Origin of the sequence: Rhizobium sp. BK312 (genome assembly GCF_014193605.1) — a bacterium.
In the GTDB taxonomy this organism is placed as follows: domain Bacteria; phylum Pseudomonadota; class Alphaproteobacteria; order Rhizobiales; family Rhizobiaceae; genus Rhizobium.
Map to the genome: position 1 here is coordinate 820,561 of NZ_JACHZP010000002.1, position 25,383 is coordinate 845,943.

At 58.9% G+C, this 25,383-nt stretch carries 21 protein-coding genes; 13 read left to right on the forward strand and 8 right to left on the reverse strand.

Features of this window, described 5'->3' with window-relative positions; all coding sequences use genetic code 11:
* Positions 1-237: 237 nt before the first annotated feature.
* The 7 genes from FHT85_RS08385 to FHT85_RS08415 all read left to right on the forward strand — a co-directional run bounded on the left by FHT85_RS08385 (position 238) and on the right by FHT85_RS08415 (position 7,532).
* Positions 238-1,788, forward strand: coding sequence for an FGGY-family carbohydrate kinase (locus FHT85_RS08385; RefSeq protein ID WP_112412589.1), 1,551 nt, complete (start codon positions 238-240; stop codon positions 1,786-1,788).
* A 76-nt stretch (positions 1,789-1,864) separates the two neighbouring features.
* Positions 1,865-3,376, forward strand: coding sequence for a glycerol-3-phosphate dehydrogenase (locus tag FHT85_RS08390; RefSeq protein WP_112412590.1), 1,512 nt, complete (start codon positions 1,865-1,867; stop codon positions 3,374-3,376).
* 27 nt (positions 3,377-3,403) lie between these two features.
* Entirely contained in the window at positions 3,404-4,336 is a 933-nt protein-coding gene (locus tag FHT85_RS08395; protein WP_112412591.1) for a sugar phosphate isomerase/epimerase family protein, read from the forward strand.
* Between the two features lie 126 nt (positions 4,337-4,462).
* The gene (locus FHT85_RS08400; RefSeq protein ID WP_112400034.1) at positions 4,463-5,407 is read left to right on the forward strand and encodes a sugar-binding transcriptional regulator; all 945 of its coding nucleotides are present in this window, start codon (positions 4,463-4,465) and stop codon (positions 5,405-5,407) included.
* 114 nt (positions 5,408-5,521) lie between these two features.
* On the forward strand, positions 5,522-6,298 hold the full coding sequence (locus FHT85_RS08405; protein WP_112400035.1) for a DeoR/GlpR family DNA-binding transcription regulator: 777 nt from the start codon (positions 5,522-5,524) through the stop codon (positions 6,296-6,298).
* The gene (locus tag FHT85_RS08410; protein ID WP_112412592.1) at positions 6,295-7,065 is read left to right on the forward strand and encodes a triose-phosphate isomerase; all 771 of its coding nucleotides are present in this window, start codon (positions 6,295-6,297) and stop codon (positions 7,063-7,065) included. Before FHT85_RS08405 ends, FHT85_RS08410 begins: the two co-directional genes overlap by 4 nt.
* 11 nt (positions 7,066-7,076) lie before the next feature.
* Positions 7,077-7,532 carry an RpiB/LacA/LacB family sugar-phosphate isomerase gene (locus tag FHT85_RS08415; protein ID WP_112337641.1) on the forward strand — a complete coding sequence of 152 codons (456 nt, stop codon included), beginning with the start codon at positions 7,077-7,079 and terminating at the stop codon, positions 7,530-7,532.
* A 138-nt stretch (positions 7,533-7,670) separates the two neighbouring features.
* Here the strand turns inward: FHT85_RS08415 and FHT85_RS08420 are convergent, their stop codons facing one another.
* The 3 genes from FHT85_RS08420 to FHT85_RS08430 all read right to left on the reverse strand — a co-directional run bounded on the left by FHT85_RS08420 (position 7,671) and on the right by FHT85_RS08430 (position 11,502).
* The gene (locus tag FHT85_RS08420) at positions 7,671-8,678 is read right to left on the reverse strand and encodes a polysaccharide pyruvyl transferase family protein (RefSeq protein WP_112412593.1); all 1,008 of its coding nucleotides are present in this window, start codon (positions 8,676-8,678) and stop codon (positions 7,671-7,673) included.
* A 55-nt stretch (positions 8,679-8,733) separates the two neighbouring features.
* Complete coding sequence (locus FHT85_RS08425; protein WP_015343122.1) at positions 8,734-10,218, reverse strand: lipopolysaccharide biosynthesis protein; 1,485 nt, start codon at positions 10,216-10,218, stop codon at positions 8,734-8,736.
* Between the two features lie 411 nt (positions 10,219-10,629).
* Positions 10,630-11,502, reverse strand: coding sequence for a glycerophosphodiester phosphodiesterase family protein (locus FHT85_RS08430; protein WP_112337638.1), 873 nt, complete (start codon positions 11,500-11,502; stop codon positions 10,630-10,632).
* A 228-nt stretch (positions 11,503-11,730) separates the two neighbouring features.
* On the opposite strand from FHT85_RS08430, the gene FHT85_RS08435 reads away from it, so the two are divergent.
* Both FHT85_RS08435 and FHT85_RS08440 read left to right on the forward strand, forming a co-directional pair.
* On the forward strand, positions 11,731-12,858 hold the full coding sequence (locus FHT85_RS08435) for an ROK family protein (protein ID WP_112400040.1): 1,128 nt from the start codon (positions 11,731-11,733) through the stop codon (positions 12,856-12,858).
* Between the two features lie 124 nt (positions 12,859-12,982).
* Positions 12,983-13,600, forward strand: a complete 618-nt coding sequence (locus FHT85_RS08440) for a hypothetical protein (RefSeq protein ID WP_183774034.1) — start codon at positions 12,983-12,985, stop codon at positions 13,598-13,600.
* Positions 13,601-13,637: 37 nt separating this feature from the next.
* Here FHT85_RS08440 and FHT85_RS08445 read toward each other — a convergent pair whose 3' ends face one another.
* Positions 13,638-14,615: a DUF1402 family protein gene (locus tag FHT85_RS08445; RefSeq protein ID WP_112412594.1), complete on the reverse strand. Its 978-nt coding sequence runs from the start codon at positions 14,613-14,615 to the stop codon at positions 13,638-13,640.
* Between the two features lie 201 nt (positions 14,616-14,816).
* On the opposite strand from FHT85_RS08445, the gene FHT85_RS08450 reads away from it, so the two are divergent.
* Entirely contained in the window at positions 14,817-15,152 is a 336-nt protein-coding gene (locus FHT85_RS08450; RefSeq protein ID WP_112412623.1) for a hypothetical protein, read from the forward strand.
* On the opposite strand, the gene FHT85_RS08455 is transcribed toward FHT85_RS08450, so the two are convergent.
* The gene (locus FHT85_RS08455) at positions 15,140-15,814 is read right to left on the reverse strand and encodes a transglutaminase-like cysteine peptidase (RefSeq protein ID WP_112337635.1); all 675 of its coding nucleotides are present in this window, start codon (positions 15,812-15,814) and stop codon (positions 15,140-15,142) included. The genes FHT85_RS08450 and FHT85_RS08455 overlap by 13 nt on opposite strands.
* 327 nt (positions 15,815-16,141) lie before the next feature.
* Here FHT85_RS08455 and FHT85_RS08460 point away from each other — a divergent pair, with 327 nt between their 5' ends.
* On the forward strand, positions 16,142-18,613 hold the full coding sequence (locus FHT85_RS08460) for a beta-glucosidase (RefSeq protein WP_112412595.1): 2,472 nt from the start codon (positions 16,142-16,144) through the stop codon (positions 18,611-18,613).
* A gap of 104 nt (positions 18,614-18,717) precedes the next feature.
* Here FHT85_RS08460 and FHT85_RS08465 read toward each other — a convergent pair whose 3' ends face one another.
* Positions 18,718-20,796 (reverse strand): putative bifunctional diguanylate cyclase/phosphodiesterase, encoded by a 2,079-nt coding sequence (locus FHT85_RS08465; RefSeq protein WP_112412596.1) that lies wholly within the window; start codon positions 20,794-20,796, stop codon positions 18,718-18,720.
* A 480-nt stretch (positions 20,797-21,276) separates the two neighbouring features.
* Here FHT85_RS08465 and FHT85_RS08470 point away from each other — a divergent pair, with 480 nt between their 5' ends.
* Entirely contained in the window at positions 21,277-22,569 is a 1,293-nt protein-coding gene (locus FHT85_RS08470) for a TadE/TadG family type IV pilus assembly protein (protein ID WP_112412624.1), read from the forward strand.
* A 39-nt stretch (positions 22,570-22,608) separates the two neighbouring features.
* Here FHT85_RS08470 and FHT85_RS08475 read toward each other — a convergent pair whose 3' ends face one another.
* Together FHT85_RS08475 and FHT85_RS08480 are read right to left on the reverse strand one after the other, a co-directional pair.
* Entirely contained in the window at positions 22,609-23,016 is a 408-nt protein-coding gene (locus tag FHT85_RS08475; RefSeq protein WP_112400063.1) for a helix-turn-helix domain-containing protein, read from the reverse strand.
* A gap of 238 nt (positions 23,017-23,254) precedes the next feature.
* Positions 23,255-24,166, reverse strand: coding sequence for a LysR family transcriptional regulator (locus FHT85_RS08480; RefSeq protein WP_112412597.1), 912 nt, complete (start codon positions 24,164-24,166; stop codon positions 23,255-23,257).
* A 107-nt stretch (positions 24,167-24,273) separates the two neighbouring features.
* Between FHT85_RS08480 and FHT85_RS08485 the strand changes: the two genes are divergently transcribed.
* On the forward strand, positions 24,274-25,380 hold the full coding sequence (locus tag FHT85_RS08485; RefSeq protein ID WP_112412598.1) for an aldo/keto reductase: 1,107 nt from the start codon (positions 24,274-24,276) through the stop codon (positions 25,378-25,380).
* The last annotated feature ends 3 nt before the right edge of the window (positions 25,381-25,383 follow it).

Here is a 25,383-nt window from a genome sequence, read left to right on the forward strand (position 1 = left end):
TTATTACTGCAGGCGCGATATCTTTGTGTTATGAGGGCGGCATTCGGATGAATCGTGGATCCATTGTCTGTTAAGTGGTGCTTCATTCGTCATTCTGTCTGTGGAGTGGCAAATATAGCGACGACGAATGCGGACGAGCATAGCTTATGCCCTTGGTCGTAAGGGGAGGAATGAAAATGTTTGTGATGTTTGCTTGCGCTCGTGTTGCAAGACGCGGGACGGTGGGGTCGGCGTCCAATGCCTAAGGGTAACGGGATCATCATCGGGATCGATGCGGGGACCTCTGTTTTGAAGGCAGTTGCCTTCGACCTAACCGGAAAGCAGATCGCTTCCGCTTCGGCGCGAAATCGCTACCGGACGGGTGAAGACGGATCGGTCACGCAGTCGCTCAGCCAGACCTGGGCGGACTGTGTCAGCGCGTTGCGCGGGCTTGGAGAGAAGGTGGAAAATCTTGCTAGCCGGACGGCTGCGATCGCGGTTACGGGGCAGGGCGACGGCACTTGGCTTGTTGGTCCTGGCAATGCGCCCGTCGATGACGCCTGGCTTTGGCTTGATGCCCGAGCCGCATCGACGGTCACGCGGTTGAGCGCCCTGGAAGGTAATCGCGCCCGTTTCGAGGCGACCGGAACCGGTCTCAATACCTGCCAGCAGGGCGCGCAGCTCGCCCATATGGATCGCTTCATGCCTGAGCTTCTCGATCGGGCCGAGACGGCGCTGCATTGCAAGGACTGGCTCTATCTCAATCTGACAGGCGTTCGCGCGACCGATCCATCCGAGGCGAGCTTCACCTTCGGTAATTTCCGCAATCGTCAGTATGATGCTGTTGTCATCGATGCGCTCGGCCTTGCCCGCCGGCGCTCGCTTCTTCCCGAGATCGTCGATGGAACGGAGATCAGCCATCCCTTGACGGAAACGGCGGCAAAGGCAGCCGGTCTGCTGGCCGGAACGCCGGTATGTCTCGGCTATGTCGACATGGTGATGACCGCACTTGGCGCCGGAGTTCGCACCGGCGGCCAGAACGCGGCCTGCTCAACGATCGGATCGACGGGCGTGCATATGCGCGCAAAGGCCGTGCCGGATGTCCAGCTCAATGACGAAGGGACCGGCTATGTGATCGCCCTGCCGATCCCTGGCATCGTCACGCAGGTCCAGACCAACATGGGTGCGACCATCAATATCGACTGGATTCTGAAGATCGCGGCAGATCTGATGTCCGCAAGCGGGAGCGAGATTTCTTATTCCGACCTTATTCCGCGTATCGACGCCTGGTTTGCCGAAGCGCGGCCGACAAATCTTATCTATCATCCCTATATTTCGGAGGCCGGCGAGCGCGGTCCCTTCGTCAATGCCCATGCGCGTGCCGGCTTTACCGGGCTTTCGACGCGGCATGGATTTGCCGACATGCTGAGGGCTGTCGTCGAAGGGCTCGGCATGGCCACGCGCGATTGTTATGCCGCCATGGGCGACATGCCTTCGGAGCTGCGCATCACCGGAGGAGCTGCCCGGTCGCGCGCACTGCGGGGTTCGCTGTCGGCCGCCGTCAAGGCGCCGGTGCGTATTTCCGACCGCGAGGAGGCGGGAGCCGCAGGTGTCGCGATGATGGCCGCCGTTGCGATCGGCGCCTATTCGGACATGGACAGCTGCATTGCCGACTGGGTGACGCCCTTGCTCGGCGAAGCCGAAGCGCCGGATCAGGAAAACGTCGAGCGCTATGACCGCTTGTTCGACGCCTACAAGGACGTGCGCCAGGCAATTGCGCCGGCTTGGGACAAACTGGCCCAGCACTAGCCGTTATCAGGCCGGCGAGCGAGCGCGCCTTAAAAGATTGAATTGATGATGCCATAGGCATCCTTAGGAGCATGACATGATGGAACCGGAAATCTTTGATCTTTTCGTGATTGGCGGAGGCATCAATGGTGCCGGCATTGCCCGCGATGCGGCCGGCCGCGGCCTTTCGGTTATCATGTGCGAGAAAGGCGATCTCGCCGAGGGGACGTCTTCGCGCTCCGGCAAGCTCGTGCATGGCGGCCTGCGCTACCTTGAATATTATGAATTCCGCCTGGTGCGCGAGGCGCTGATCGAACGTGAGGTGCTGTTGAACTCGGCCAGCCACATCATCTGGCCGATGCGCTTTGTTCTTCCCCATAGTCCGACTGATCGTCCGGCCTGGCTGGTTCGTCTCGGTCTGTTTCTCTACGATCATCTCGGTGGCCGGAAGAAGCTGCCGGGCACCCGCTCGCTCGATCTGCACCGTGATCCGGAAGGGGCACCGATCCTGGATCAATATTCCAAGGGTTTTGAATATTCCGACTGTTGGGTTGATGACGCCCGGCTCGTCGTTCTCAACGCTCTCGATGCTTCCGCAAAGGGTGCGCGGATCCTGACGCGTACGGCTTGCGTCAGCGCGCGCCGCGAGCAGGGTAACTGGCTCATTCAGATGCGCAGCGAGCGCTCCGGCGAGGTGCGGACAGTGCGCGCCCGCGTATTGGTCAATGCCGCCGGTCCCTGGGTCAACGACATTATTGGCCGTGTCGTCGGCTCGAACAGCCAGCGTAGCGTCCGGCTCGTCAAGGGCAGTCACATCATCGTTCCGAAATTCTGGGCCGGCCAGCAGGCCTATCTCGTCCAGAACCACGACAAGCGCGTCATCTTCATCAACCCTTACGAGGGCGACAAGGCGCTCATCGGCACGACCGATATTCCCTATGAAGGCAAGCCGGAAGAGGTGAGGGCAGACGAGAAGGAAATCGATTACCTGATCACGGCGGTCAATCGCTACTTCAAGGAGAAGCTGCGCAGATCTGATGTGCTTGAAAGCTTCTCCGGCGTCCGGCCGCTGTTCGACGACGGCAAGGGCAACCCGTCTGCTGTCACGCGCGACTATGTCTTCGATCTCGACGAGACCGGTGGCGCGCCGCTCCTGAGCGTCTTCGGCGGCAAGATCACCACCTTCCGCAAGCTCTCCGAGCATGCGATGCAGCGGCTTGCGAAATTCTTCCCGAAGATGGGTGGCGACTGGACGCGGAGTGCTGTTTTGCCGGGCGGCGATATTCCGAATGCCGATTATGTCGCCTTTTCCGATACGCTGCGTGCGGCCTATCCTTGGATGCCGCGTGCGCTCGTCAATCACTACGGCCATCTCTATGGCGCCCGCACGAAGCAGATCGTCGGTAATGCCACGTCGCTGGCGGACCTCGGCCGGCATTTCGGCGGCGATCTCTACGAGGCCGAAGTCCGCTATCTCGTGGCTTGCGAATGGGCGCAGGCGGCCGACGACGTGCTGATGCGGCGTACCAAGGAAGGTCTGCATATGACAACTGAGGAGAAGGCGGCCTTCGCCGCCTGGTTCGATGCCGAACTGGCGCTGGCCGCCTGAACCACCAGATCTTGCCGGAGAATACCCATGCCCTTGACGCTTTCACTCAACACCAACCCGCTTGTCAATCGTTTTGCCGAGCCGGCCGATTTGATCGAAACGGTCGCGCGTGACCTGCGCATCCGCGATCTGCAATTGACGCACGAATTCATCAATCCGAGCTGGCAGGCACCGGTCATTCGCCGGCTGACGCGGGATATGCAGGCGGCACTGAAGCGCACCGGCGTTCGCGTAACCTCAGGCATGACCGGTCCCTATGGCCGCCTCAATCATTTCGGCCATCCGGACAGGGATGTTCGCCGCTACTATATGGACTGGTTCAAGACCTTTGCCGATATCACCGCCGATCTCGGCGGTCATTCGGTCGGCACACAGTTCGCGATCTTCACCTACAAGGACTACGACGATCCGGTCCGGCGCGAGGAGTTGGTCGAGATCGCGATCGACTGCTGGGGCGAGGTGGCCGAACATGCCCGGGCTGCCGGCCTCTCCTATATCTTTTGGGAGCCGATGAGCATCGGCCGCGAATTCGGCGAGACGATCGAGGCCTGCCTTTCCCTGCAGGACAGGCTGACCAAGGCGCCCTTCGCCATCCCGATGTGGATGATGGCCGATATCGATCATGGCGATGTTACCTCGCCCAATCCCGATGATTACGACCCCTACGCCTGGGCGCGCGCCGTGCCGAAGGTTTCGCCGATCATCCATATCAAGCAGAGCCTGATGGACAAGGGAGGGCATCGTCCCTTCACAGCGGAATTCAATGCCAAGGGCCGCATCCAGCCGGAACCACTGTTGAAGGCATTTGCTGAAGGTGGTGCCAAGGACAATGAAATCTGCCTGGAATTGTCGTTCAAGGAGCGCGAGCCCAATGATCGCCAGGTCATCCCGCAGATTGCCGAAAGTATTGCCTTCTGGGCGCCTTATATCGACACGGGCGTCAGCGACTTGCATATCTAGCCGGTGGAGCGGGCGAGTCCCGATTCATCAGGTACCAAATTCTTTCGAGGAGGTGGCCGGATCGGACACTATGGCCGGAGAGAACAGGCGAGGGACTATGCGTATAGAAATGAAGGGGAACGGACGATGACGGATGCGGATGCTTCGCTCGCCGTGCGGGCGGCCTGGTTGCACTATGCCGGCGGGCTGACGCAGTCCGAAGTGGCGAAACGTCTCGGCGTTCCCTCGGTGAAGGCGCACAGGCTGATTGCGCGCGCGGTTGCCGAAGGCGTCGTCAAGGTGACGATCGACGGCGATATCGTCGAATGCGTCGAGTTGGAATCCAAACTTTCGGCTCGCTTCGGGCTGCAATATTGCGAGGTCGCACCCGATCTGGGCGAGGAAGGTTTCGAGTTTCGCGCACTCGGTCAGGCGGGAGCCGGCTTCCTGCGGCGCGAGATCGAGAGCGGCCACAATAAGGTGATCGGCCTCGGCCATGGTCGAACGCTCTCTTCCGCCGTCCATCACCTGTCGCGCGTCAGCGCCAAGGATTTACGCTTCGTCTCGCTGCTCGGTGGCCTGACGCGAAACTATGCAGCCAACCCCTATGACGTGATGCACCGCATAGCCGAAAAGACCGGCATGCAGTCGCATGTCATGCCAGTGCCCTTCTTCGCCAATACGCGGGAAGACCGCGATGTGCTGCTTGCGCAGCGCGGCGTGAAGGAAGTCTTCGATCTTGCAAACGGTGCCGATCTCAAGCTCGTCGGTCTCGGCACGGTCGATACCGATGCGCAGCTCGTCTTGTCGGGCATGGTCGAGCCGAAGGAGATCAAGGAGATCACGGCCGCCGGCGGCGTCGGCGAAATTCTCGGCCATTTCTTCGATGCCGACGGCAATATTCTTGAGACGACGCTGACCTCGCGCACATTGTCTGCCTCCCTGCCGCGCATCAAAGGCGAACGGCTGGTCGCGCTTTCGGGCGGATTGCCGAAGGTCGAAGCCATCCTTGCCGTCCTCAAGAGCCGCTGTCTCTACGGTCTGATAACGGATGAGAAAACGGCGCGGGCGCTCCTGAAGGATGAGGTGTGATGCTGCGCATAAAACAGGAATTCATCTCAATATAACAACAAAAATGTTGATTTGTGAGATTTTTATGTTATATCTCCTTTAAGATCCATTTCGAGCCAAAGGCCGGAGTGCAAAGTGAAACGCGAAGAGCGCCAGCAATCGATCATCAATCTGCTCGTCGAGCACAAGACCGTCGATCTCGACGATCTCGCTGACCGCTTTGTCGTGTCCAAGATGACGATTCACCGCGATCTCGATGATCTCGAACAGGCTGGCGTGCTGCGCAAGGTCCGAGGCGGCGCGACGATCGATGCCGGCACCCAGTTCGAAAGTGATTTCCGGTTCCGCGAGCGCCAGGGTCATGACGAGAAGCTCGCCATGGCGCGCACGGCGCTGGAACTGGTCGAGCCCGGCATGACCGTCATGATCAACGATGGGTCGATGGCAGCCGTTTTGGGTGAGATGCTGCTGCAGAAGCGGCCGTTGACGCTGATCACCAACAATGCCGCAATCATCGATCGGATGAAGAACGAAAGCGGCATCACCTTGATTGCGCTTGGCGGCATCTATTCCGCCAAGTTCAACGCGTTTTTGGGCGTCGTTACCGAGGAGGCATTGTCACGGCTGCGCGCCGACATCGCCTTCCTGTCGACGCCAGCCGTTTCCGGTAAGCTTGCCTATCATATGGACGACAACGTCGTGCGTACCAAGCGGGCAATGATCGCATCGGCTGCCAAAAGCTGCCTGCTCGTCAGCCATCAGCGCATCGGCCATACGGCCCTGCATGTGATGGCCGATCTGTCCGATTTCGACGCCGTGATTACCGATCACGTGCCTGATGCTGCCATTGTCGAGCAATTTCGCCGCGACGGCATCACACTTACCATCGCCTCGAACCAGGATATGACATGACAGAGAAGCCTCGCTATTGGATCGGCACGAGCTGGAAGATGAACAAGACGCTTGCCGAGGCCCGCGCCTTCGCTGAGGCCTTGCGTGCCGCCGATGCTCTTCGGGATCCTCGCATCCAGCGCTTTGTCATTCCACCCTTCACGGCCGTGCGGGAAGTCAAATCGATCCTCTCGGAGAGCTCCGTCAAGGTGGGCGCCCAGAACATGCATTGGGCCGACCAGGGTGCGTGGACGGGGGAAATCTCGCCGTTGATGCTGAAGGATTGCAATCTCGATATCGTCGAACTCGGGCATTCGGAACGTCGCGAGTATTTTGGCGAGACCAACGAGACCGTCGGCCTCAAAACAGAGGCGGCTGTTCGTCATGGCTTGATCCCGTTGATTTGTATCGGCGAAACGCTGGCCGATCGTGAGAGCGGTCGTGCAACGGAGATCCTGAGCGAGCAGGTCATTGGCGCTCTGTCGAAGCTCCCGGACGCGCAGAAGCAGGCTGAGATCCTGCTCGCCTATGAGCCGGTCTGGGCGATCGGCGAGAAGGGAATCCCTGCAGAGCCTTCCTATGCTGATGCGCGCCAGGCTGAAATCGTCGCGGTCGCGCAAAAGGTACTCGGTCGAAAGATCCCCTGTCTCTACGGGGGATCCGTCAATCCGCAAAACTGCGAAGAACTCATATCCTGCCCGCACGTAGACGGGCTCTTCATCGGCCGCTCGGCCTGGAACGTCGAGGGCTATCTCGACATCCTGGCCAAGTGCGCCACCAAACTCTGAGGAGACATATCATGAAGCTTGCTATTGCTGGAGACAGCGCCGGCGAAGGCCTCGCCAAGGTTCTCGCCGATCATCTGAAGCATCGTTTCGAGGTGAGCGAAGTGTCGCGCACCGATGAAGGCCCGGATGCGTTTTACGCCAACCTCGCCGACCGCGTCGCCTCCGGCGTCATCGACGGCACCTATGACAAGGCGATCCTCGTCTGCGGAACCGGCATCGGCGTCTGCATCTCGGCCAACAAGGTGCCGGGTATTCGCGCTGCTCTGACCCATGACACCTATTCGGCGGAGCGCGCGGCGCTCTCGAACAATGCCCAGATCATCACCATGGGTGCCCGCGTCATCGGCACTGAGCTCGCCAAGGCGATTGCTGATGCCTTCCTGGCGCAGACGTTTGACGAGAATGGCCGCTCGGCCGGCAACGTCAAGGCCATCAACGAGGTCGATGCGAAGTACAACGCCCGTTAAGAGCGATTTTGGGAAAGGGCAGGCGGTTTGTCTGCGCTGCTCGGATGGCTGCTTCCCAGGCTGGATCGAGCCAATATCAGGCGAAGGCACTTGAAGCGCTTTCGCCTGATTATTTTTGCAGGCCTACGACACGGCCTGTCAGGCAGCAGCCAATGGCTGTGTCGCCTGATGGCGTGCCCAGGCGATACCGTCGTCGAGCGAGGTCGCGCGGTAAGCGAGATCAGTACCACCGGAAAATGCCGCCATGAACCGGCGTATCTTGCCATAGCTATTGTCCAGCACCGCATGCGGCCGTCCAAGCAGGATCGAGCAGATATGGACATGCAGACGGTCCGTGACGATCGCCTGGCCGCGGGAAATCTGGCGTATGCCGCGTCTAAGACGATTATGTGCCGCTGCGTCGAGCTTGCGCAGTCTTATTTCAGCCGGTTTGAGAGCCATGAGAGCCGTTGCCGCGCCGATCGCCTTGGAGATGCGCACACGCTTGGCGGATTCGGTCGTCCAGTCCTCTTTCGGGATATCGGGATAGGCGGAGAGATTGGCGTCGCCCACCTTCTCAAGATCGGATCTCAACATGGCAAGCACGGGAAATTCCGGGGCCTCCGGCCGGATTGGGCCGATGCTGAAGGCCATGTCCGGGCAAAGACGCACCTCGCAATCGAAGTGCTTATGGGCAAACTCTTTCGATTCCTCGTCGCGCACCAGCAATACGAAATGCTTGTGACGTCCGATGACGCGGGCGCTTTCCTCTATGCGTGCCTGCGATTTATAATGGATGGATTGCGGGAATTGGATTACCTGCCGATTGGGAAATCGCTCCAGAACCCGTTCACGGAAGTCCTGATGCGCATCCCATATGTCGCCGAAATTGCCGCCGCCATGAATGAAGATCGGGCCGGTCGGCATGGTGCGCTCGAGTTGCTCGGGCGAGAAATCGTCGATGCGCGAGACATAGGCCGGGCGCTTGCCGTATCGCCTGTTGAGATAAGCCATTTCACCGAGCCAAATGGCGGAGTCGCCGCAGTTGCGGATGTCGGGAAAGTCGAGGATCGCCAGAGGTTCATCATTGCTGATGTAATCCTTCAGGCAATCGTGGATCATGTTGTCCAGTTTGGCGATCAGCTGTTGATTTCCTGGTAATGTCATTTCCCCATTCCCCCATTCAGATGACAAACAATCCGGCCGGTGTCGGCCGCGCGTTTCAGGCAGGCCGAAGTCTCGGCAGCACTTTGCCGAGTATGTTTCGAACCTCCGTTTCCGGGCCGGCCGGCCGCTTCATCAGCGTCCACAGCAGGAGCGTCGAACCGCAATAGAGCAGGCCGCCGAGCAGGATCAGGATTGCGAGATGCGTTACGAGCACGAACTTGTCGTCCGTGTAGGCAAGATGGCTCGAGGCAAAAGAGACGCCCGCCGCCATGATGGCGACGCTCGCGAGTGCCCGAAGGTTCACCGACAATTGCTTTGCAACGGTGATGCCGGTGAAGCGTCGCACGAGCATCATGTTGACGGCCGTGCTGAAGAGGCCGGTGAAGACGCGGCCGGCAATGACCCCCGGAAGGCCATAGAGCATCAGGCCGCCGATCATGATCGGGACACGCAGGCAGAACATCTGCGTGTCCCGGACGAAGAGCACGCGCGTCTCGCCCTTTGCCATGCCGAGCGGCTGTACGAGCGAGCCCAGCGTCTGCAGCGCAAAGACAGAAGCAAGCGACTGGATGATGAAGATGACGGGCGCCCATTTATCGCCGAGCGCGAGCCTCACCAACGGATCGGCCGTCACGGCAACGCCGATCCCGGCTGGAAGGGCGACTGCCGCGACCAGCGCCTGTACGCGCTGATAGGCGGCGGCTAACCGACCGGGATCGTTGTGAATACCGGCAAAAGCCGGATAGATCGTCTGCGTGAGTGGAGCGGTCGCCTCCCGCGTCGGCATCATGGCGAGGTTACTGCCGACCGAATAATAGCCGAGCTGGATGCCGCCGAGCATCTTGCCGACAAGCAGATAGTCGAAGCGCCAGTTGAGCGTGCTGACGATCTGGCCGGCGGTCAGCCAGGCGGAGAAGGAGAAGAACTCCCGCATGTGCTGGAAGGTGATCCTGGGGCGGAAGGGCAGCACGAGATAGGAGACGATGACATTCGTCGCCTGGCTGATCAGCGTGCCGACGATCAGCGCCCAATAGCTTTGATAGATGATGGCGATTGCAACGGAGGCGACGAAGCCGGCGAATTTCTGCGAGACCGCAAGCACGAACTCCTGCCAGAAGATCAGATCGCGCTGCAGCATGATGCGGCGCGGATTCGTGAGACCACCAAGCAGCATGCTGATGCCGAGAGCGAACATGACGCCCGCCAGTCTAGGCTCATTGAAAAGGGCCGCCGCCGGATAGGCAAAGATCGCAAACAGGATGCAGATCGCCAGCCCGCGCGCGGCATTCAGGGTCCAGGCGGCACTGAAATGGGATTCGTCCGGTGCAGCATGACGGATCAGCGCCTCCGAAAGGGAAAGTTCGGTAATGGTCGTGACGATCATCAATATCGTCATGCCAAGGGCGACGACGCCAAAATCGGCGGGCGCGAGATAGCGGGCCAATACGAAGGTGCTGAGCGTTGCAAGTCCGTTCACGATGGTCCGCGACAGGCTTAGCCACATGCTTCCTTTGACGAGCCGTCCAGTGATGCTGCTCATGCGATACTGAAGTCCCACTGCGCTATGATGCGACCTCGTAACCGCACGAATATTCCTTGCCGTAACAGCGTCTTAGCTGCTGGAACGGCTGCACAGGATTATGCAGGATTATATGGTCGCTATGGATGGGGCGGACCCCGGCGTATGAGCGGGAACTAGTTCAGCGATTCCTTAAGTCAACATTCAAAATTCATTTTCACATCAGTTTTAATTCATTTTCGCATCATTTCCTTTGCGGTGCAGCATTTGCCTTTCAGATGACCAAAATTGGTAAGGCTGCTCTTGAGAAACGCCCATCTTCGCGAGCGCGAAGGCTTCGCTTTAGATTGCTACCAGCGCGGGAGGACGCAAAAGCCCGGGCAACGGGAGGTCGCCCGGGCTTTCTTGTCTGTGCGTTAAACCGAAGGGCCTTTATTTGCCGCTTCTGGTCGCGAGCCACTGCTTGAATTCGACGTTCGTATCGGTCTGGATGGCGCCGACGCCGGCATCAACGAGTGTTCCCCATACGCCTTCCGGGTCGCTAAGCGCCCGGCTATCGCTGAAGTCGAGGTTGTAGGAGACATCAAGCGTATTGATCCAGAGCCGGATATTTTGGCGTTCCAGTTCCTCGCGCCCGGCTGCGAGATCGGCGATGTCGGTAAATTTCACCTCGATCATCGGCGCTTTGAGCGGTTCGATCATTCGAAGATCCTCGGTGAATTTTCCGGGCCGGACGCGAAACATCGGCATATGCGGGATCGAGCCGAACCAATCGGCATCGAGTACAGGAAAGGAGCCGCTTTGCGGCTCGACATCCGACTTGATGATGACGTGATCCTCGGCACCCAGACGGTGCACCGCGGCAATGACTTGCGGCAATTCACGCGGAAATTTCGTGTCGATATTGACGAAGACGCGCCCGCGCGCCTCCTCCAGCGCCTCTTCGAGCGTGGGAACACGCTCATCGGTCAACGCCGTCATCTCTCCGCCAGCGCCGGCACGCAGTCGGGCCTCGCGGATTGTGGCAAAGCTGCTCGCTCCGACCACACCTTTAGCCGACGTGGTGCGGTCCAGCGTCTTGTCGTGAATGACGACGAGATGGCCATCAGCAGTCGCCTGCGTGTCGATTTCGACGAATTCCACACCAAGCTCGGCTGCCGCACGGATTGCCGCCAATGAATTTTCGGGAGCTGCCGACCAAAGCCCACGATGGGCGATCGTCAGAATATCCGGATTGGCCCGCGAGAGAAGGTCGTAAATATCGGCTGGGCGGCGTGAGGAAGAGGCGGCGATCTGGCTGTGCATGGGAAGAGCTTTCGTGAGCTGGAGGCGGAATGAGCGGATGCGGGGTTCGATGTCGAATGTGAGCACCAATGGCTATGGCCGACGCAGTGCATTGGCACCGATCGCTGTTATGGTTATTAATACACATAAAGTGTAATATTTATGACGAGCGGCAGCGAATATATAGGTCCGGATTGTGCCCGGATAGGCGAACGGCTAGGTCGGTACGACAGGATCAGGATTGCAGTCATGGCAGCGCTGGAAAAATTCCCACTGGCAAGCGAGAACGAGCGCCTCATCCTCGATATTGTCCGCAATCACGAACCGATCCGGCGTGCGACCATTACGGCCCACACCAATTTGACGCAGCAATCGATATATCGTCTCGTCGAGGCGCTAGTGGCTCGCGGCTTGCTTCGCGCCGGTGCGCCATTTAAGGGCGCGCGCGGGCAGCCGAGCCCGACGATCGAACTGGAGCGGCAGGCGGTTTATTCGGTTGGTATTTCCGTCAATACCGATGCCGTGACACTGTCGCTTGCTGATTTCGGCTGCGACATCGTCGATCAGGAGGTGCTGAGGGGCGTGCCGGTCGACCGCAAGGCAACGCTGGCAATCCTTGCCGAGAAACTGAGTTCAATCTTGGCGCGCCACGAAATATCGCGCGCGAGTGTCATCGGACTTGGCTTTGCCATGTCGGGCTTCTTCGTCGGCGATGATCGTCGCTTCAACGCTCCGGAGCCCCTGCGCGACTGGTCTCTGGTCGATCTGCAGCCGGAACTCGAGCATATGTTCGGAGTTCCGGTCTGGTTGGACAACAACGCAACGACGGGCGCCATAGGCGAGAGTCTGCGCGGTGTCGGGCGCTGGTGTAAGACCTTTGCATATCTCTCCTTCAATTATGGATTTGGCGGCGGCCTCATCCTGGAGGGCAGGCCTTATCTGGGCTTCCATGGGAATGCCGGGGAATTCAGCATCATCTACAATCCGGACGAAATGCTGCGCCGGCCGGCTTTGCAATATCTCATCGCCACATTGCGGGAGAGTGGTGTCGACATAGGTTCCGTCGAGGAGCTGCGGCAGGATTTCGATCCTTCCTGGCCGGGTGTGGAGAGCTGGCTCTCCAAGACCATGCCGATGCTCGACCGTTTGATCGCCACCCTTACGGGCGTCGTCGATCCGCAGGCCATCGTCTTCGGTGGCCAGCTGCCACCCGAGCTTGGACGAATGATGATCGCGCGTGCCCGCCTGCCGTCGCAGCGTCCGCACCGCTACGGTGCCGCGCCGCCCGGACCTCGGCTGGTTCTCAGCGAAACCAAAGGTGATGCCAGCGCGATCGGCGCGGCGCTGCTTCCACTGAAGTTCCGTTACTTTCTGTAGCCAATTCATTTGCTTTGCGCTGCTGCGACTGGGTCGAAGGGATTTCAGTTCCGCCTCATCAATGTTTCAGTGTCCTGTCAGAACCTCTTGCTAATGCACGGCCCGTATTCTCTGGACGACCGTATTGGTGCGTAAGACTGCAATCATTATCGGCAATGGCAAGCTGGAACGCGATATCGCCGGTATCGTAGACGAGGCGCAATTCGTCATGCGTTTCAACGAGCCGGTCCTTTCCGGCGGCATGAGCGGCGAGCGCACCGACATGATCATGCTGGCTGCCTCGAGCAAGATCCTGTATCGGCGGCTTCTCGATCCTGGCTTCATGGATAACGCTGCGCTTAAGGCCGCAAAGGTCTTCATGCTGGCCTACCACCCCGATATCATTCGCAAATATCATCCAAGACCCAACATTTTCCAGCGTTTGCGGGGCCGACGGGCTGACTGGACGATGCAGGCAATCGAGTTGCTGGGCAGGGCCGGCAAGGAGATCCGCATCATGCCGCCGCAGACCTATATTGCAGGCTGCGGTGAGCTCGGTATTTCTGAGCGTCACATGCACAAGGTCTTTCCCAGCACCGGCTTCCTTGGCATCCGTTATGCACTCGCAAGGTTCCCCGCGTCCGAATGGGACGTCAAGCTATGCGGCTTTGGCTGGGAAGGGTGGAAGCGGCATGATTGGCAGAATGAACGAGCCTGGGTCGAAAACAAGATTGCCAATGATCGCGTCAGCCTGATCACCTGATTAGGCCGATGGTCATCATGGGTGAAGTTCTGCCGGCCTATTGGCTATTGTCGCTGCCGAGCAACCCGCGCAGCTCCGGTAGTTTATCGTTCACCAGCCAGCCATAATAATTTTCTTCCGGCAGTTTCTTCCCGCCCGTAGCGTCCGCTGCTTGCCGCAGGGCGGCCGCACGGCGGCGCGGCTGGCCGACATTGTAAAGCGTTGCCGTCAGGCCGGGATTGTCGGTGATGTCGAAACCCTCCGCGCGGTAGGCGTCGATGGCATCCTTTACGATAGCGGCGATATAGATCACGCTGCGATCGGGATCCATGATGTCGCGGTAGATCGCCTGCGGATCATCGACGGAAAGCTTCGGCAGGCCGCTCGTCGCATGGACGAGATCGGTGACTTCAAGGGCGGTCAAAGGGCTGATCTGCCCAAGGCCGAAGGTCTGGCCGGCAAAGAAAGGCTGGAAGAAGGCGCGCTGGAACGTCATGTTTTCGTAGGTGACGCCGTCGATGACCTTGCCTCGGAAACTCTTGTCCCAGGTCTCGTCACGGCATTCCCACAATTCGGCGCTGCCGGTGAAGGCGTTGCAAGGGGCGAATTCCGGCTTTTTCAGGAAGGTTTGGACGGTCACGTCCTTATAGGCAAACTTGAAATCGGACTGCGAATAGGCGAGCGCCTTGACGTAGTAGGACTTCACCCTGTTGACGATCGTGATGTTGTAGGTGTGTTCGCCGACAAGCGCGCCAACGATGTGGATGGGGTCGATCTGGTAGGCCTGTCCAGCCTTCCTGATCGAGGCCATCAAGACCTTGTCGTCGCGAAGCACGCCGACGATCTTCTGGTATTTTTCGTCGTAGGTCGTGTTGAAGGCCTTGGCCCGCAGTACCGAGGTGTTCGGTATGGGCGGCTGGACGCTGTTGCGATTGCCCGGCGGCACGCGCACGAGCTCATGCGCGGAAGCGGCATTCGTCAATGCAAGGATAAAAAGGAGACCGAGTGCCGGGAGTATCGATAGGCGTGTTCGCATTCGCAAGCTGACTTTCCAAAATGTACCCCGGCGCGGGGACGATCTTGATACGCGATCGTTATCCGAAGGCAAGAGCGCAAGCTTCTTCCGCCCCGCGAATCACAATAAACTTCGATCAAAGCAGCTTTCGGCTGCAGAGGCATACGGGATATAGCCGTCCAGGGTTGCGTTCCCGTGGTCCAGGCTTTCGAAAGGATGTCGATGCAACATCTCGTGATCGCAGGGAGCATCTTGCTTGCAGCCGCCCCCGGCGAAGCCTTGCCGACCATGGCGGATGTCCCGGCGCTGGCCAAGGCGGCGGTCGCGCGCCGGATGGAGGTGCCGCCCTCTGCCATCCATATTCTGGTGGCCAAGCCGAGCGAACGAATGCCAGGCTTCGTCGTCTGTGGTCGTGTCGACGCGGCAAGTGCAAATGGCACCGCCGGTGCGGAAAGCGGAGAACGCTTCTTCGTCGTCATTCCCGGCAATTTTGCCATCCTGGACCAAGACGGCAAAGGTCTGGTCGATAGCTATTGGGCTGCCAATCACTGTGAATGAGACGCCAAGGCCTTGCTGATCATGGCAAGCTCTTCGGGTGTGCGACCGGATTCCAGCCGAACCCAGTTGTTCGGATCGTCGGCCGTCTGGCGCTTGATGAAGGTATAGCCCGTTCCGCTCCAGTTTTTGACCGTGTCGGTGAGATTGTCGAGGATGAGATCGCCGTCGTTCGTGCGCGCCATCAGGACAAGATGTCCCTCGTTATGGGTGTCGAGGACCACCGTCAGCAGCAGGGCAGACCGTGGCCAGCCTGCTTCGATGAGCAATTTCTTCTTCAAGAGGACATAGTCGTTGCAGTTGCCGGCACCATCGTCGGGATAGGTCCACCAATTGACGATGCCGAGCTTGTAGATGCCGTAATGATCATTGTCGCCGATGCCCTGGATCTCGTGATTGACCAGGCTGTTGATCTGCTGCAGTTGCAGCCGATGATCGCGATCGAGATTGACGAATTCCGTGCTCTTTTGGCCAGCCACGCATTCGGTTGGTTGCGCTTTGCAGAAGTTGATCCAGCCGACGGGTACGCTCGCATCCGTCACCTCGCGCGCAAATTGATGCGCATGCGCCGCGGCGGTATTTGCCACGGGTTTTGCCGTCGTTGCCGTCGAAAACAGCAGACCGGCGACGAAGAGAAAGCTTGCAGCGACGAGAAGTGAACGCATACTCGGCTCCATGAGTTGGGCTCATGAAATCCGACACGGTCAAATTTATTCGGAAAAAGATTATTCGCATTTTATCGAACCGGCGCTTTTGACCGGTACGGCAATCGGGGACGTCCATTCCTGTGCCGAACTTATGATTTCCGATCGGTTGCGAAGCGTGTTCCGCAGGGGATACAAGCTGAATGTCGACGAAAAAAGATATGGGATTTCATCCACATATCGCACTATCGGAAGAACATCTGGCGTGTTTATGATTTGTTTGTCTTAAATGCGAATCTCCATCGCGGATGGACGGTGGAACAGCCAGGGAATTGCTCGGGAGGCCTAATGATCGACGATATTCTCGACCGGATGACGCTTGAAGAGCAGGTTTCGCTGCTGTCGGGCGCCGATTTCTGGACCACGGTGCCGGTTGAGCGCCTTGGTGTCCCGAAGATCAAGGTCACGGACGGGCCGAACGGAGCCCGCGGCGCCGGCTCGCTGGTTGCCGGCGTCAATGCAGCCTGCTTTCCCGTTGCGATCGCGCTTGGCGCCACATGGGACCCCGCCCTTGTCGAACGTATGGGCGTGGCGCTCGCCGGCCAGGCCAAGAGCAAGGGCGCCTCGGTGTTGTTGGCGCCGACGGTCAATATTCACCGCTCCGGCCTCAATGGCCGCAATTTCGAATGCTATTCGGAAGATCCGATGCTGACGGCCGCTCTTGCCGTAGCCTATATCCAGGGTGTGCAGAGCCAGGGTATTGCCGCCACGATCAAGCATTTTGCCGGCAATGAATCCGAGATCGAGCGCCAAACGATGTCGTCGGATATCGACGAGCGTGCTCTTCGCGAAATCTATCTGCCGCCGTTCGAGCAGGCCGTGAAGAAGGCCGGCGTTATGGCCGTCATGTCCTCCTATAACAGGCTGAACGGCACCTATACGAGCGAGCATCCCTGGCTTTTGACCAAAGTCTTGCGGGAGGAATGGGGGTTCGACGGCATCGTCATGTCGGACTGGTTCGGCTCCCATTCGACAGCGGCGACCGTCAACGCCGGGCTCGATCTGGAAATGCCCGGTCCGACGCGCGACCGTGGCGAGAAGCTCGTGGCGGCGGTGGGCAACGGCGAGGTCAAGCTGGAAACCGTGCGCGAGGCTGCTCGCCGCATTCTCACATTGCTTGAGCGGGTCGGCGCCTTCGAGAAGGTGCCCGATTTGAGCGAACACGCGCTTGATCTGCCTGAGGATCGCGCGCTGATCCGCAAGCTCGGAGCCGAGGGTGCCGTGCTCTTGAAGAACGACGGCATTCTGCCGCTGCAGAAGGCAGGCCTTGGGCATGTGGCTGTTATCGGGCCGAATGCCGCCGAAGCCCGGGTCATGGGTGGCGGCAGCGCCCAGATCGCAGCCCACTACAGGGTCAGCCCCTTGGAAGGCATCCGGCAGGCACTGTCGAATGCCAACAGCATTCACCATGCTACCGGCTGCCGCAACAATCGCCTGATCAATGTCTTCTCAGGTGAGATGCGGGTGGACTATTTTAAAGGCCGCGACCTTACGGGGCCGGTGATCGCCACCGAAACGGCAAGCAAGGGCGAGTTCTTCTGGTTCGATCTGCCATCTTCGGAACTCGATCCCAATGAGTTCTCCGCCCGCATGACAGCCTCCTATGTGCCAACGGAGAGCGGCGAGCATGTATTCGGCATGACGAATGCGGGTCTCGCCAAGCTCTTTGTCGATGGCAAGCTCGTCGTCAACGGCTATGACGGCTGGGCTCGCGGCGACAATTACTTCGGCACTGCCAATGTCGAGCAGCGACAGGGCATCCATCTGGAAGCCGGACAGAGCTACAAGGTGGTGGTCGAATATTGCTCGTCCGCGACGACCGAGGAGGGGATCAATCTGACGGCGGTACGCTTCGGCGTGGAGAAGCCGCTCGGCGAAGAGGCGATGCTGGATGCCGTCCAAAAGGCAAGCGATGCAGACGTCGTTCTGCTCTTTGTCGGCCGCGACGGCGAGTGGGATACGGAGGGCCTCGATCTGCCCGATATGCGCCTGCCGGGCCGTCAGGAGGAACTCATAGACCGGGTGGCGGCCGCCAACGCCAATACCATTGTCGTGCTGCAGACCGGCGGCCCCATCGAGATGCCCTGGCTCGGCAAGGTTCGAGCCGTGCTGCAGATGTGGTATCCCGGCCAGGAGCTCGGACATGCCGTTGCCGATGTACTCTTCGGCGATGTCGAGCCCGGCGGACGTCTGCCGCAAACCTTCCCGAAGCGCCTATCGGATAACTCCGCCATGGTTGGCGACGCATCCGTCTATCCCGGCAAGGATGGGCATGTGCGTTACGCCGAGGGCGTCTTCGTCGGATATCGCCATCACGATACGCGCAATATTGAGCCCTTGTTCCCCTTCGGCTTCGGTCTTGGCTATACGCGATTTTCCTGGGGCGAGGCGCAGGCTTCGGCAACAAGAATGGGCGCTGAGGGAGTCACCGTAACAGTCGATGTCGCCAATACCGGCGACAGAACCGGTTCCGAACTCGTGCAGCTTTATGTGCGGCCCCCTGTTTCGGCGCTCGAGCGGCCGGACAAGGAGTTACGCGCCTTTACCAAGCTTCGGCTGATGCCGGGTGAAAAAGGCACCGCCTCTCTTGTCGTTCGTCCGCGCGATCTGAGCTATTTCGACGAGCGTATCGGAGCATTTCGAGCCATCGCCGGGCGCTATGAGTTTCTCGTGGCCGCCAATGCTCTCGATATCCGCTCCGCCGTTGCGATCGAGCTTGAAAGCGAATGGATCGGTGAGGTTTCGGACCGTTCGATCTGATATCGCGAACGGCCGCAGCTGACGAAATCAAGCATAAGTGAGGGAGGGCGCAGGTCTGCGTCCTGCACTTGCTGCAGATTTTGCGTTGACGCGTGTGGAACTTCCTAGCGACGCCGCATGCGATGCGGCGGCAACCGGCCGGAAAATGCCGACGCCTCGTCGTCGTCTGCCGACGTCTCCACTTGAAAGATCTGCCCGACGGGCTTTGGCCGGCCGAGGAAGAAGCCTTGTGCCTCGTCGCAGCCTTCGACGCGCAGGATTTCGAGCTGATGGTTGGTCTCGACGCCTTCCGCCAGAACAGGGATATCCAGGCTCTTGCCGAGCGTCAGTACCGCGCGAACGATCGCTTTTGCCTGAATGCTATGATCCACCTCGCTCATGAAGGAACGATCGAGCTTGATCTTGTCAAAGGGGAAGGATCGCAACGTATCGAGCGAGGAATATCCGGTGCCGAAATCATCGATGGCGACGGTCACGCCGAGAGCCCGGATCTGCCGTAGGACATGCAAGGTCCGCGTTTTATCGGCAATGATTGTGGATTCGGTAATTTCAAGTTCCAGCCGCGACGGCGCAAGGCCGGTTTCGAGAAGGATCGTATGAACGAGCTTAGCGAGATCCGCATGAGCAAACTGTACAGGCGAGAGGTTGACGGCGATCTTGTAGGGCTGTTCCCATGATGCCGCCTCCTTGCAGGCCGTGCGCAAAACCCATTCGCCAATGACGAGGATCGTGCCGCTTTCTTCTGCGATCGGAATGAATTCCGAAGGCGGCACCGCACCACGCTCCGGGTGATGCCAGCGGAGGAGGACTTCGTAACCACAAATCTGCCCGGTGCGAACCGACGTTTGTACCTGATAGTGCAGGTCGAGCTGATCCAATTCGACAGCCCGACGCAGGTCCTGTGCGAGCGTATGACGGGCGCGCGCGGCTTCATCCATCTTGGATTCATAGAAGCAGACGGCGCGGCCGATGTCTGCCTTGGCGCGATACATGGCGAGATCGGCGTTGCTGACCAGGCGCTCCTGGTCGACGTCATCGTCGGGATAGATGGCAACACCGATGCTGGCCCCTGTCGCCGTCTCGAAATCGTCGATCCGGATGGGCTCGAACAGAACCTTCTCCAGCCGGGCCACGAAATCCAGAAGTTCGCTCTGCTCGCTGAAGCGCTTGGCGGCAGCAAACTCGTCACCGCCGACACGAGCCACGAACTCGCCGTCCCGGACGAGGCGCAGCAGGCGGCGTCCGATTGCCATCAGTGCCTGGTCGCCAGCCTTGTGTCCTCGCAGGTCGTTGATTTCCTTGAAGCGATCGAGATCGATGCCGATGACCGCGAGTTTTACGCCGTCTTCCTTGGCATGACCGATCTCGCGCTGCAGATAGTCGGCAAAACTGCTGCGGTTAGGTAGGCCCGTCAGCAGGTCGTTGAGTGCCATATGCTGAAGCTTCTCGATGGATTCGCGCGAGGCCCGCTCGTCGATCATGTAGCTTGCCACGCCTGTACCGATGATCAGCAATCCGCCGCCGGCAACGGCAACCGCCATAGCCTTCAGTGCGTAGGCGTCCGCAATCGCAGCGCCGGTTGCAAGCGGCGTGACAGAGACGGCCGTCATCGCCGTAAAATGAAGCGAGACCACGGCGATGACGAAGAGAGCGAGGCCGGCGATCGGGGAGAGCTGCCAAGGCCGGCGCACGGCCTGATTGAGTGCAAGCGCCGCAAAAATCACCGAAAGGGCAACAGAAGCGGCAACATAACCCTGGTTCCACTCAACGATGCCATCGACGTGGTAGGCCAGCATACCGGTATAGTGCATGCTGGTGATGGCAAGGCCGACGACGGCTCCGCCGAATTCCGGTGCGATGTGCGGCAGGCGCGATAAGGCGATCGTAAACCCGCCGGCACAGCCGATAACGGCCAAAAGAAACGAGGCCATCGTCAGGATGGGATCGAAGGTGACCGGCGCTCCGACTTCATAGGCCAGCATGGCTATGAAATGCGTGCACCAGATCGACGACCCGGCAGCCACGGCGGTCAGAAAAATCCAACCGCCACGTTGAAGTTCGCGCGTCTTTTCGGCTCGTTGGAGCAGGTTGAGGGTGATCCATCCGCCGCTGACACAGACGAGCGCCGCCAGGAGAACGAGCCACAGATTGTGCTCCGTGAAGATGCAGGAAAGAACGCGCACGCAAAGATCCCAACAATAGCCATCAGGGTGAGTGGCAGTTTCCAATGCGGTCAGCTGCGCCTGATATCGACACTGCTGCTTTCACGGGTAAACACTGAAAATCAAGTAAAGATACTTTGCGTGAAATTGCAATTTCTGCAACCTTCGGCTTTATGTCCGCTGTATATCTTCTTTACGAAGTATTAGATTTTGCGCATCTTTTTCGTTTCGAACGGGGAGTTCATCGCGTCCGATTTCCATCCGCCATTTGCGCTATGCACAGATATATTACGGATTCTTGGTAAATTTGCCCTGAATATTGGAAGTATAATTGAGAAACTCTCCCTTATGAGAATCTAAATATCTCTCGAATATAATATACATAAGTATATTTGAAAGTAATAATACTTTCATTTTAGCGAATGTTTCGACGCCGCAACTTATAATGTAGAAGGTTTGCTTGTGAAGAGATTTACGATTTATCTGAAGTCCCTTTATGCCGTGCGCAAGCTCTCGGGACAGCTGCTTCTGGATCGGTCGGGCAATTTCGGGATCACAACAGCATTGGTCGCTGTTCCGTTGATCGCGGCTGGGGGACTGGCGCTCGATATCACCAATGCGATGCTCGTGCGGACGGAGTTGCAGAATGCTGCCGATGCGGCCGCGGTCGGCGCAATCGCGGATTCGTCGCCGGCGGTTGCGGCTGCCATGGCCATGACAAGCGACGGCACCGTCACGATCGGTCAAAGCGATGCCAACAAGCTCTTCTACGGCCAGGCGTCCAGCGATATTCAGAACATACCGGTCAACGTCAGCGCCGGGGTAATGCGCACGGGAAATGTCGTCTCATCGACGGTCAATTTTTCGGCGAACGTACCGACGACGTTGAGTCAGATTATCGGAAAAACATCCATTCCCGTCAGCGGCTCGGCATCTGCACAGTATCAGACGGCGACCTTCATGGATTTCTACATGCTGCTGGACAACACGCCATCCATGGGGATCGGTGCTACCATAACCGATATTAATAAAATGGTGGCAAACACGTCGGACAAATGTGCCTTTGCGTGCCACGACAGCAGCAATAAAAACAATTACTACGAACTTGCAAAGAGCCTTGGCGTCCAGACCCGCATTGGCGTCGTCGGGCTGGCGACACAGTCGCTTACGGATACTGCCAAGACGAACCGGGTGACATCCGATCAGTACAGGATGGCCGTCTATACATTCGGTAAAGATACCTCGACAATTGGCTTGACCAACGTATCCCCGCTATCATCCGATATGGCGCAGGTCAGCGATGCCATCAGCAAGAATGTGGACCTGATGTCTGTTCATGGACAGAACGACAACAGCGACCAGGATACGAGTTTCGATGCGATGTTGACGCAACTCGCGCCGATCATCGGTACGGGCGGCAGCGGAAAAACCAGCTCCGATCGTCAGAAGGTTCTCTTTCTTGTCACTGACGGCGTCGGCGACAGCTATAAGCCCAACACCTGCACCAAGCCGACCACCGGCGGGCGTTGCCAGGAGCCGCTCGCCACTGCCTTCTGTCAGCCGTTGAAGAACCAGAACATCAAGATCGCTATCCTCTATACGACCTATTTTCCCCTGCCGACAAACGGCTGGTACAACCAGTGGATCGCGCCGTTTCAATCGCAAATCGGCACCAACTTGCAGACGTGCGCCTCACCTGGCCTCTATTTCGAGGTGAGCCCGACGCAAGGTATCACAGACGCGATGAACGCCCTGTTCCTCAAGGTCATTCGCACGCCGCGCATCACAAGTTGATGCTGAAGGCCAAGCAGCGCGCCGGCTCGATCGGGAAGGCTAGGCGAAGGCCAGTGATTTGAGAAGGCCAACGATCTTCTGGCGCGTCCTGGCATCCTTGATTTTCGTGAAGGCCCGATTGAGCTCCATGCCCTCTTCGGACGAAAGAAAGCTGACGAGATCGTTGCGGACGGCGTGTGGCGCGTCGGTTGGAATAGAATTGTCAAAGGCTGCATTATCGAAGAAGTGCGATATCGGGACGCCGAGGCTGTCAGCAACACGTTGCAGACGACTTGCGCCGACGCGGTTGACGCCTTTTTCATATTTCTGGACCTGCTGGAACGTAAGGTCCAATTTCTCGGCGAGCGCCGATTGGCTCATGCCAAGCAGGCGCCGTTGCGCGCGGATACGTTTGCCGACTTCGACGTCGATCGGGCTCGGCGCCTTCTTTATTGCGATATCTTGCACTGGTTCCTCCTCCTGGCGCTTATCGATCATTTGGTCTGGAGGCTGATGGCGGATGGCGCAGCTCTCCTGAATGCCTCATTGGCGACGCTTTTGCACTATGACTGCCGGGAGTGACGGCAGACGGCAATCACGATTCATTGCGGATCGCGACGAGCTTTCCGTTTCCTGCGCATTTGGGATCGGCCCCGCGCAATTTGACCATTCGTGAGCATGTTGCTCGCGGTCAACGTACTTTCGCCTAGCTGGTGGCTGCTTCGCGACTGACTTGACGCACCATGTCGATGAAAGCCCTGAGCTTTGGCGCCAGTTCGGCGCGGCGCGGAAAGTAGAGGAAAAGGCCTGCTTCCGTCACCGCATAGTCGCCGAGGACCTGAACAAGCTTGCCGGATGCGATCTCCGCCTGCACGAGCGGCTCGAAGACATAAGCCAGTCCCACGCCGGCTAGCGCAAGCTCGACGGCTGAATGCGATTCCGTGACGATCGCCTGGCCGCGGACGGTCACGGCGACATCGCGCCCGTTGTCGACGAATTCCCATTGGTAAAGGCCGCCGGAGCGGATAAGGCGATAACCGATGCATGTGTGACCTGCGAGATCCGCCAGCGTCTTCGGCCGCCCGAACCGTCCGATATAATCGGGGGATGCGACCACGATCGCGCGGAAAGGCGGGGTCAAGCGGACCGCCACCATATCCTGAGCGATCATCTCGCCCACGCGGATACCGGCATCGAAACCCTCGGAAATGATATCGGTCAACCGCTCATCGGAGAATATCTCGACCTCGACCTCCGGATAGCGTTCCGCCATGGCCCTGATGACGCGGGTTATCGCAAGTGGCAGGCTGATACGGGAGGCATTGATGCGCAGCAGGCCGCTCGGCTTTCCCTTGGCCGCCTTGATGCGCTCCATACGATCGTGAATGTCCTGCAGCGCTGGATTAATCGTTCCGAGCAGGCTTTTTCCGGCTTCCGTTAGCGCAACACTGCGGGTCGTCCGCGCGAAGAGCGGCTGTCCAAGTCTTTCTTCCACCAGCCGAACGGCATGGCTTACGGCCGATGGGCTCATGCCCAGTTCGCTGGCCGCGGCGGCAAATCCGCCGCGGCGGGCGACGGCGGCGACGATAGGCAAATGTGTGAGCAGATCGCGATCCATTGCTGAGCAATATCGCATAATGAATGCAAATTAAATGACCTTATCGAACGGACGAAAAGCAGCGAAGCTATGAGCACTGAATTGGTGCGCCACAGAGGAGAATAGCGATGAGCATGGAATTTTACACGCTGGGCAATAGCGGACTGAAGGTGACGCGGCTTGCGCTTGGAACCATGACCTTCGGCACGGAATGGGGATGGGGCGCCGACAAGGAAGCGGCGCGGGCCATCTTCAATGCCTATGTCGATGCCGGCGGCAATTTTTTCGATACCGCCGATGCCTATACCGGTGGTACGTCGGAGACCTGGCTGGGCGAGTTCATTGCGGAGCGCGGCTTGCGCGACGATGCCGTCATTGCGACCAAATTCACCATGAACCTTGCGGCCCAGACGCCGAATGCGGCCGGCAATGGCCGCAAGAATATCCTGCGGGCGGTCGAAGGGTCGTTGAAGCGGCTCAACACGGATTATATCGACCTCTACCTCATGCATTGCTGGGACCGCCTGACGCCACCGCAAGAGGCAATGCGTACCTTTGACGACCTGGTGCGCTCGGGCAAGGTCCGGCATGTCGGCCTATCCGATGTTCCGGCTTGGTATGCGAGCCGCGCCCAGGCCATTGCCGAATATCGCGGTTACGAGCCGATCTCGGCGCTTCAGCTCGAATATTCTCTGGCCGAGCGCAATATCGAGAATGAATTCGTACCGTTCGGGACGCGTTACGGTGCGGGCATCATGGCCTGGAGCCCGCTTGCGAGCGGTCTGCTCAGCGGCAAATATCGCCCCAGCAGCCAGGGAGAGACAGCCGGACGGCTCGAAACCGTGCGGGGCACGACCAATCCCGGGTTTCAGAAGTTCAACGAGCGCAACTGGGCAATCGTCGCCGAGTTGGAAAAGGTGGCTGGCGAGCTTGGCCGCAGCATGGCACAGGTAGCGGTCAACTGGGCGATGACGCAGCCCGGCATTGCCTCGATCATCGTCGGCGCGACGAAACTGGAGCAGCTAAAGGATAATCTCGGCGCGTTGGAATTCACGATACCGCACGAACTGCGCCGACGCCTCGACGATGTGAGTGCCTTGCCGTCGACGTTCCCTTATTCCTTCTTCGGGCCGGAGATCCAGGGCAGCCTGACCGGCGGCCAGACTGTCGGCGGTAAGCCTGTGGGTTACTATCCGGATCTCAACATCTCGGGAAAGTTTGCAGGCGTCAGCTAAAGA

Bases quoted from the DNA above. Each gene is read 5' to 3' on its own strand.
- FHT85_RS08480 (WP_112412597.1), bottom strand. From the start codon at position 24,166: ATGGATCGCGATCTGCTCACACATTTGCCTATCGTCGCCGCCGTCGCC.
- FHT85_RS08415 (WP_112337641.1), top strand. From the start codon at position 7,077: ATGAAGCTTGCTATTGCTGGAGACAGCGCCGGCGAAGGCCTCGCCAAG.
- FHT85_RS08485 (WP_112412598.1), top strand. From the start codon at position 24,274: ATGAGCATGGAATTTTACACGCTGGGCAATAGCGGACTGAAGGTGACG.
- FHT85_RS08450 (WP_112412623.1), top strand. From the start codon at position 14,817: ATGCAACATCTCGTGATCGCAGGGAGCATCTTGCTTGCAGCCGCCCCC.
- FHT85_RS08425 (WP_015343122.1), bottom strand. From the start codon at position 10,218: ATGAGCAGCATCACTGGACGGCTCGTCAAAGGAAGCATGTGGCTAAGC.
- FHT85_RS08395 (WP_112412591.1), top strand. From the start codon at position 3,404: ATGCCCTTGACGCTTTCACTCAACACCAACCCGCTTGTCAATCGTTTT.
- FHT85_RS08445 (WP_112412594.1), bottom strand. From the start codon at position 14,615: ATGCGAACACGCCTATCGATACTCCCGGCACTCGGTCTCCTTTTTATC.
- FHT85_RS08435 (WP_112400040.1), top strand. From the start codon at position 11,731: ATGGCAGCGCTGGAAAAATTCCCACTGGCAAGCGAGAACGAGCGCCTC.
- FHT85_RS08385 (WP_112412589.1), top strand. From the start codon at position 238: ATGCCTAAGGGTAACGGGATCATCATCGGGATCGATGCGGGGACCTCT.
- FHT85_RS08410 (WP_112412592.1), top strand. From the start codon at position 6,295: ATGACAGAGAAGCCTCGCTATTGGATCGGCACGAGCTGGAAGATGAAC.
- FHT85_RS08455 (WP_112337635.1), bottom strand. From the start codon at position 15,814: ATGCGTTCACTTCTCGTCGCTGCAAGCTTTCTCTTCGTCGCCGGTCTG.
- FHT85_RS08460 (WP_112412595.1), top strand. From the start codon at position 16,142: ATGATCGACGATATTCTCGACCGGATGACGCTTGAAGAGCAGGTTTCG.
- FHT85_RS08390 (WP_112412590.1), top strand. From the start codon at position 1,865: ATGATGGAACCGGAAATCTTTGATCTTTTCGTGATTGGCGGAGGCATC.
- FHT85_RS08400 (WP_112400034.1), top strand. From the start codon at position 4,463: ATGACGGATGCGGATGCTTCGCTCGCCGTGCGGGCGGCCTGGTTGCAC.
- FHT85_RS08430 (WP_112337638.1), bottom strand. From the start codon at position 11,502: ATGCACAGCCAGATCGCCGCCTCTTCCTCACGCCGCCCAGCCGATATT.
- FHT85_RS08420 (WP_112412593.1), bottom strand. From the start codon at position 8,678: ATGACATTACCAGGAAATCAACAGCTGATCGCCAAACTGGACAACATG.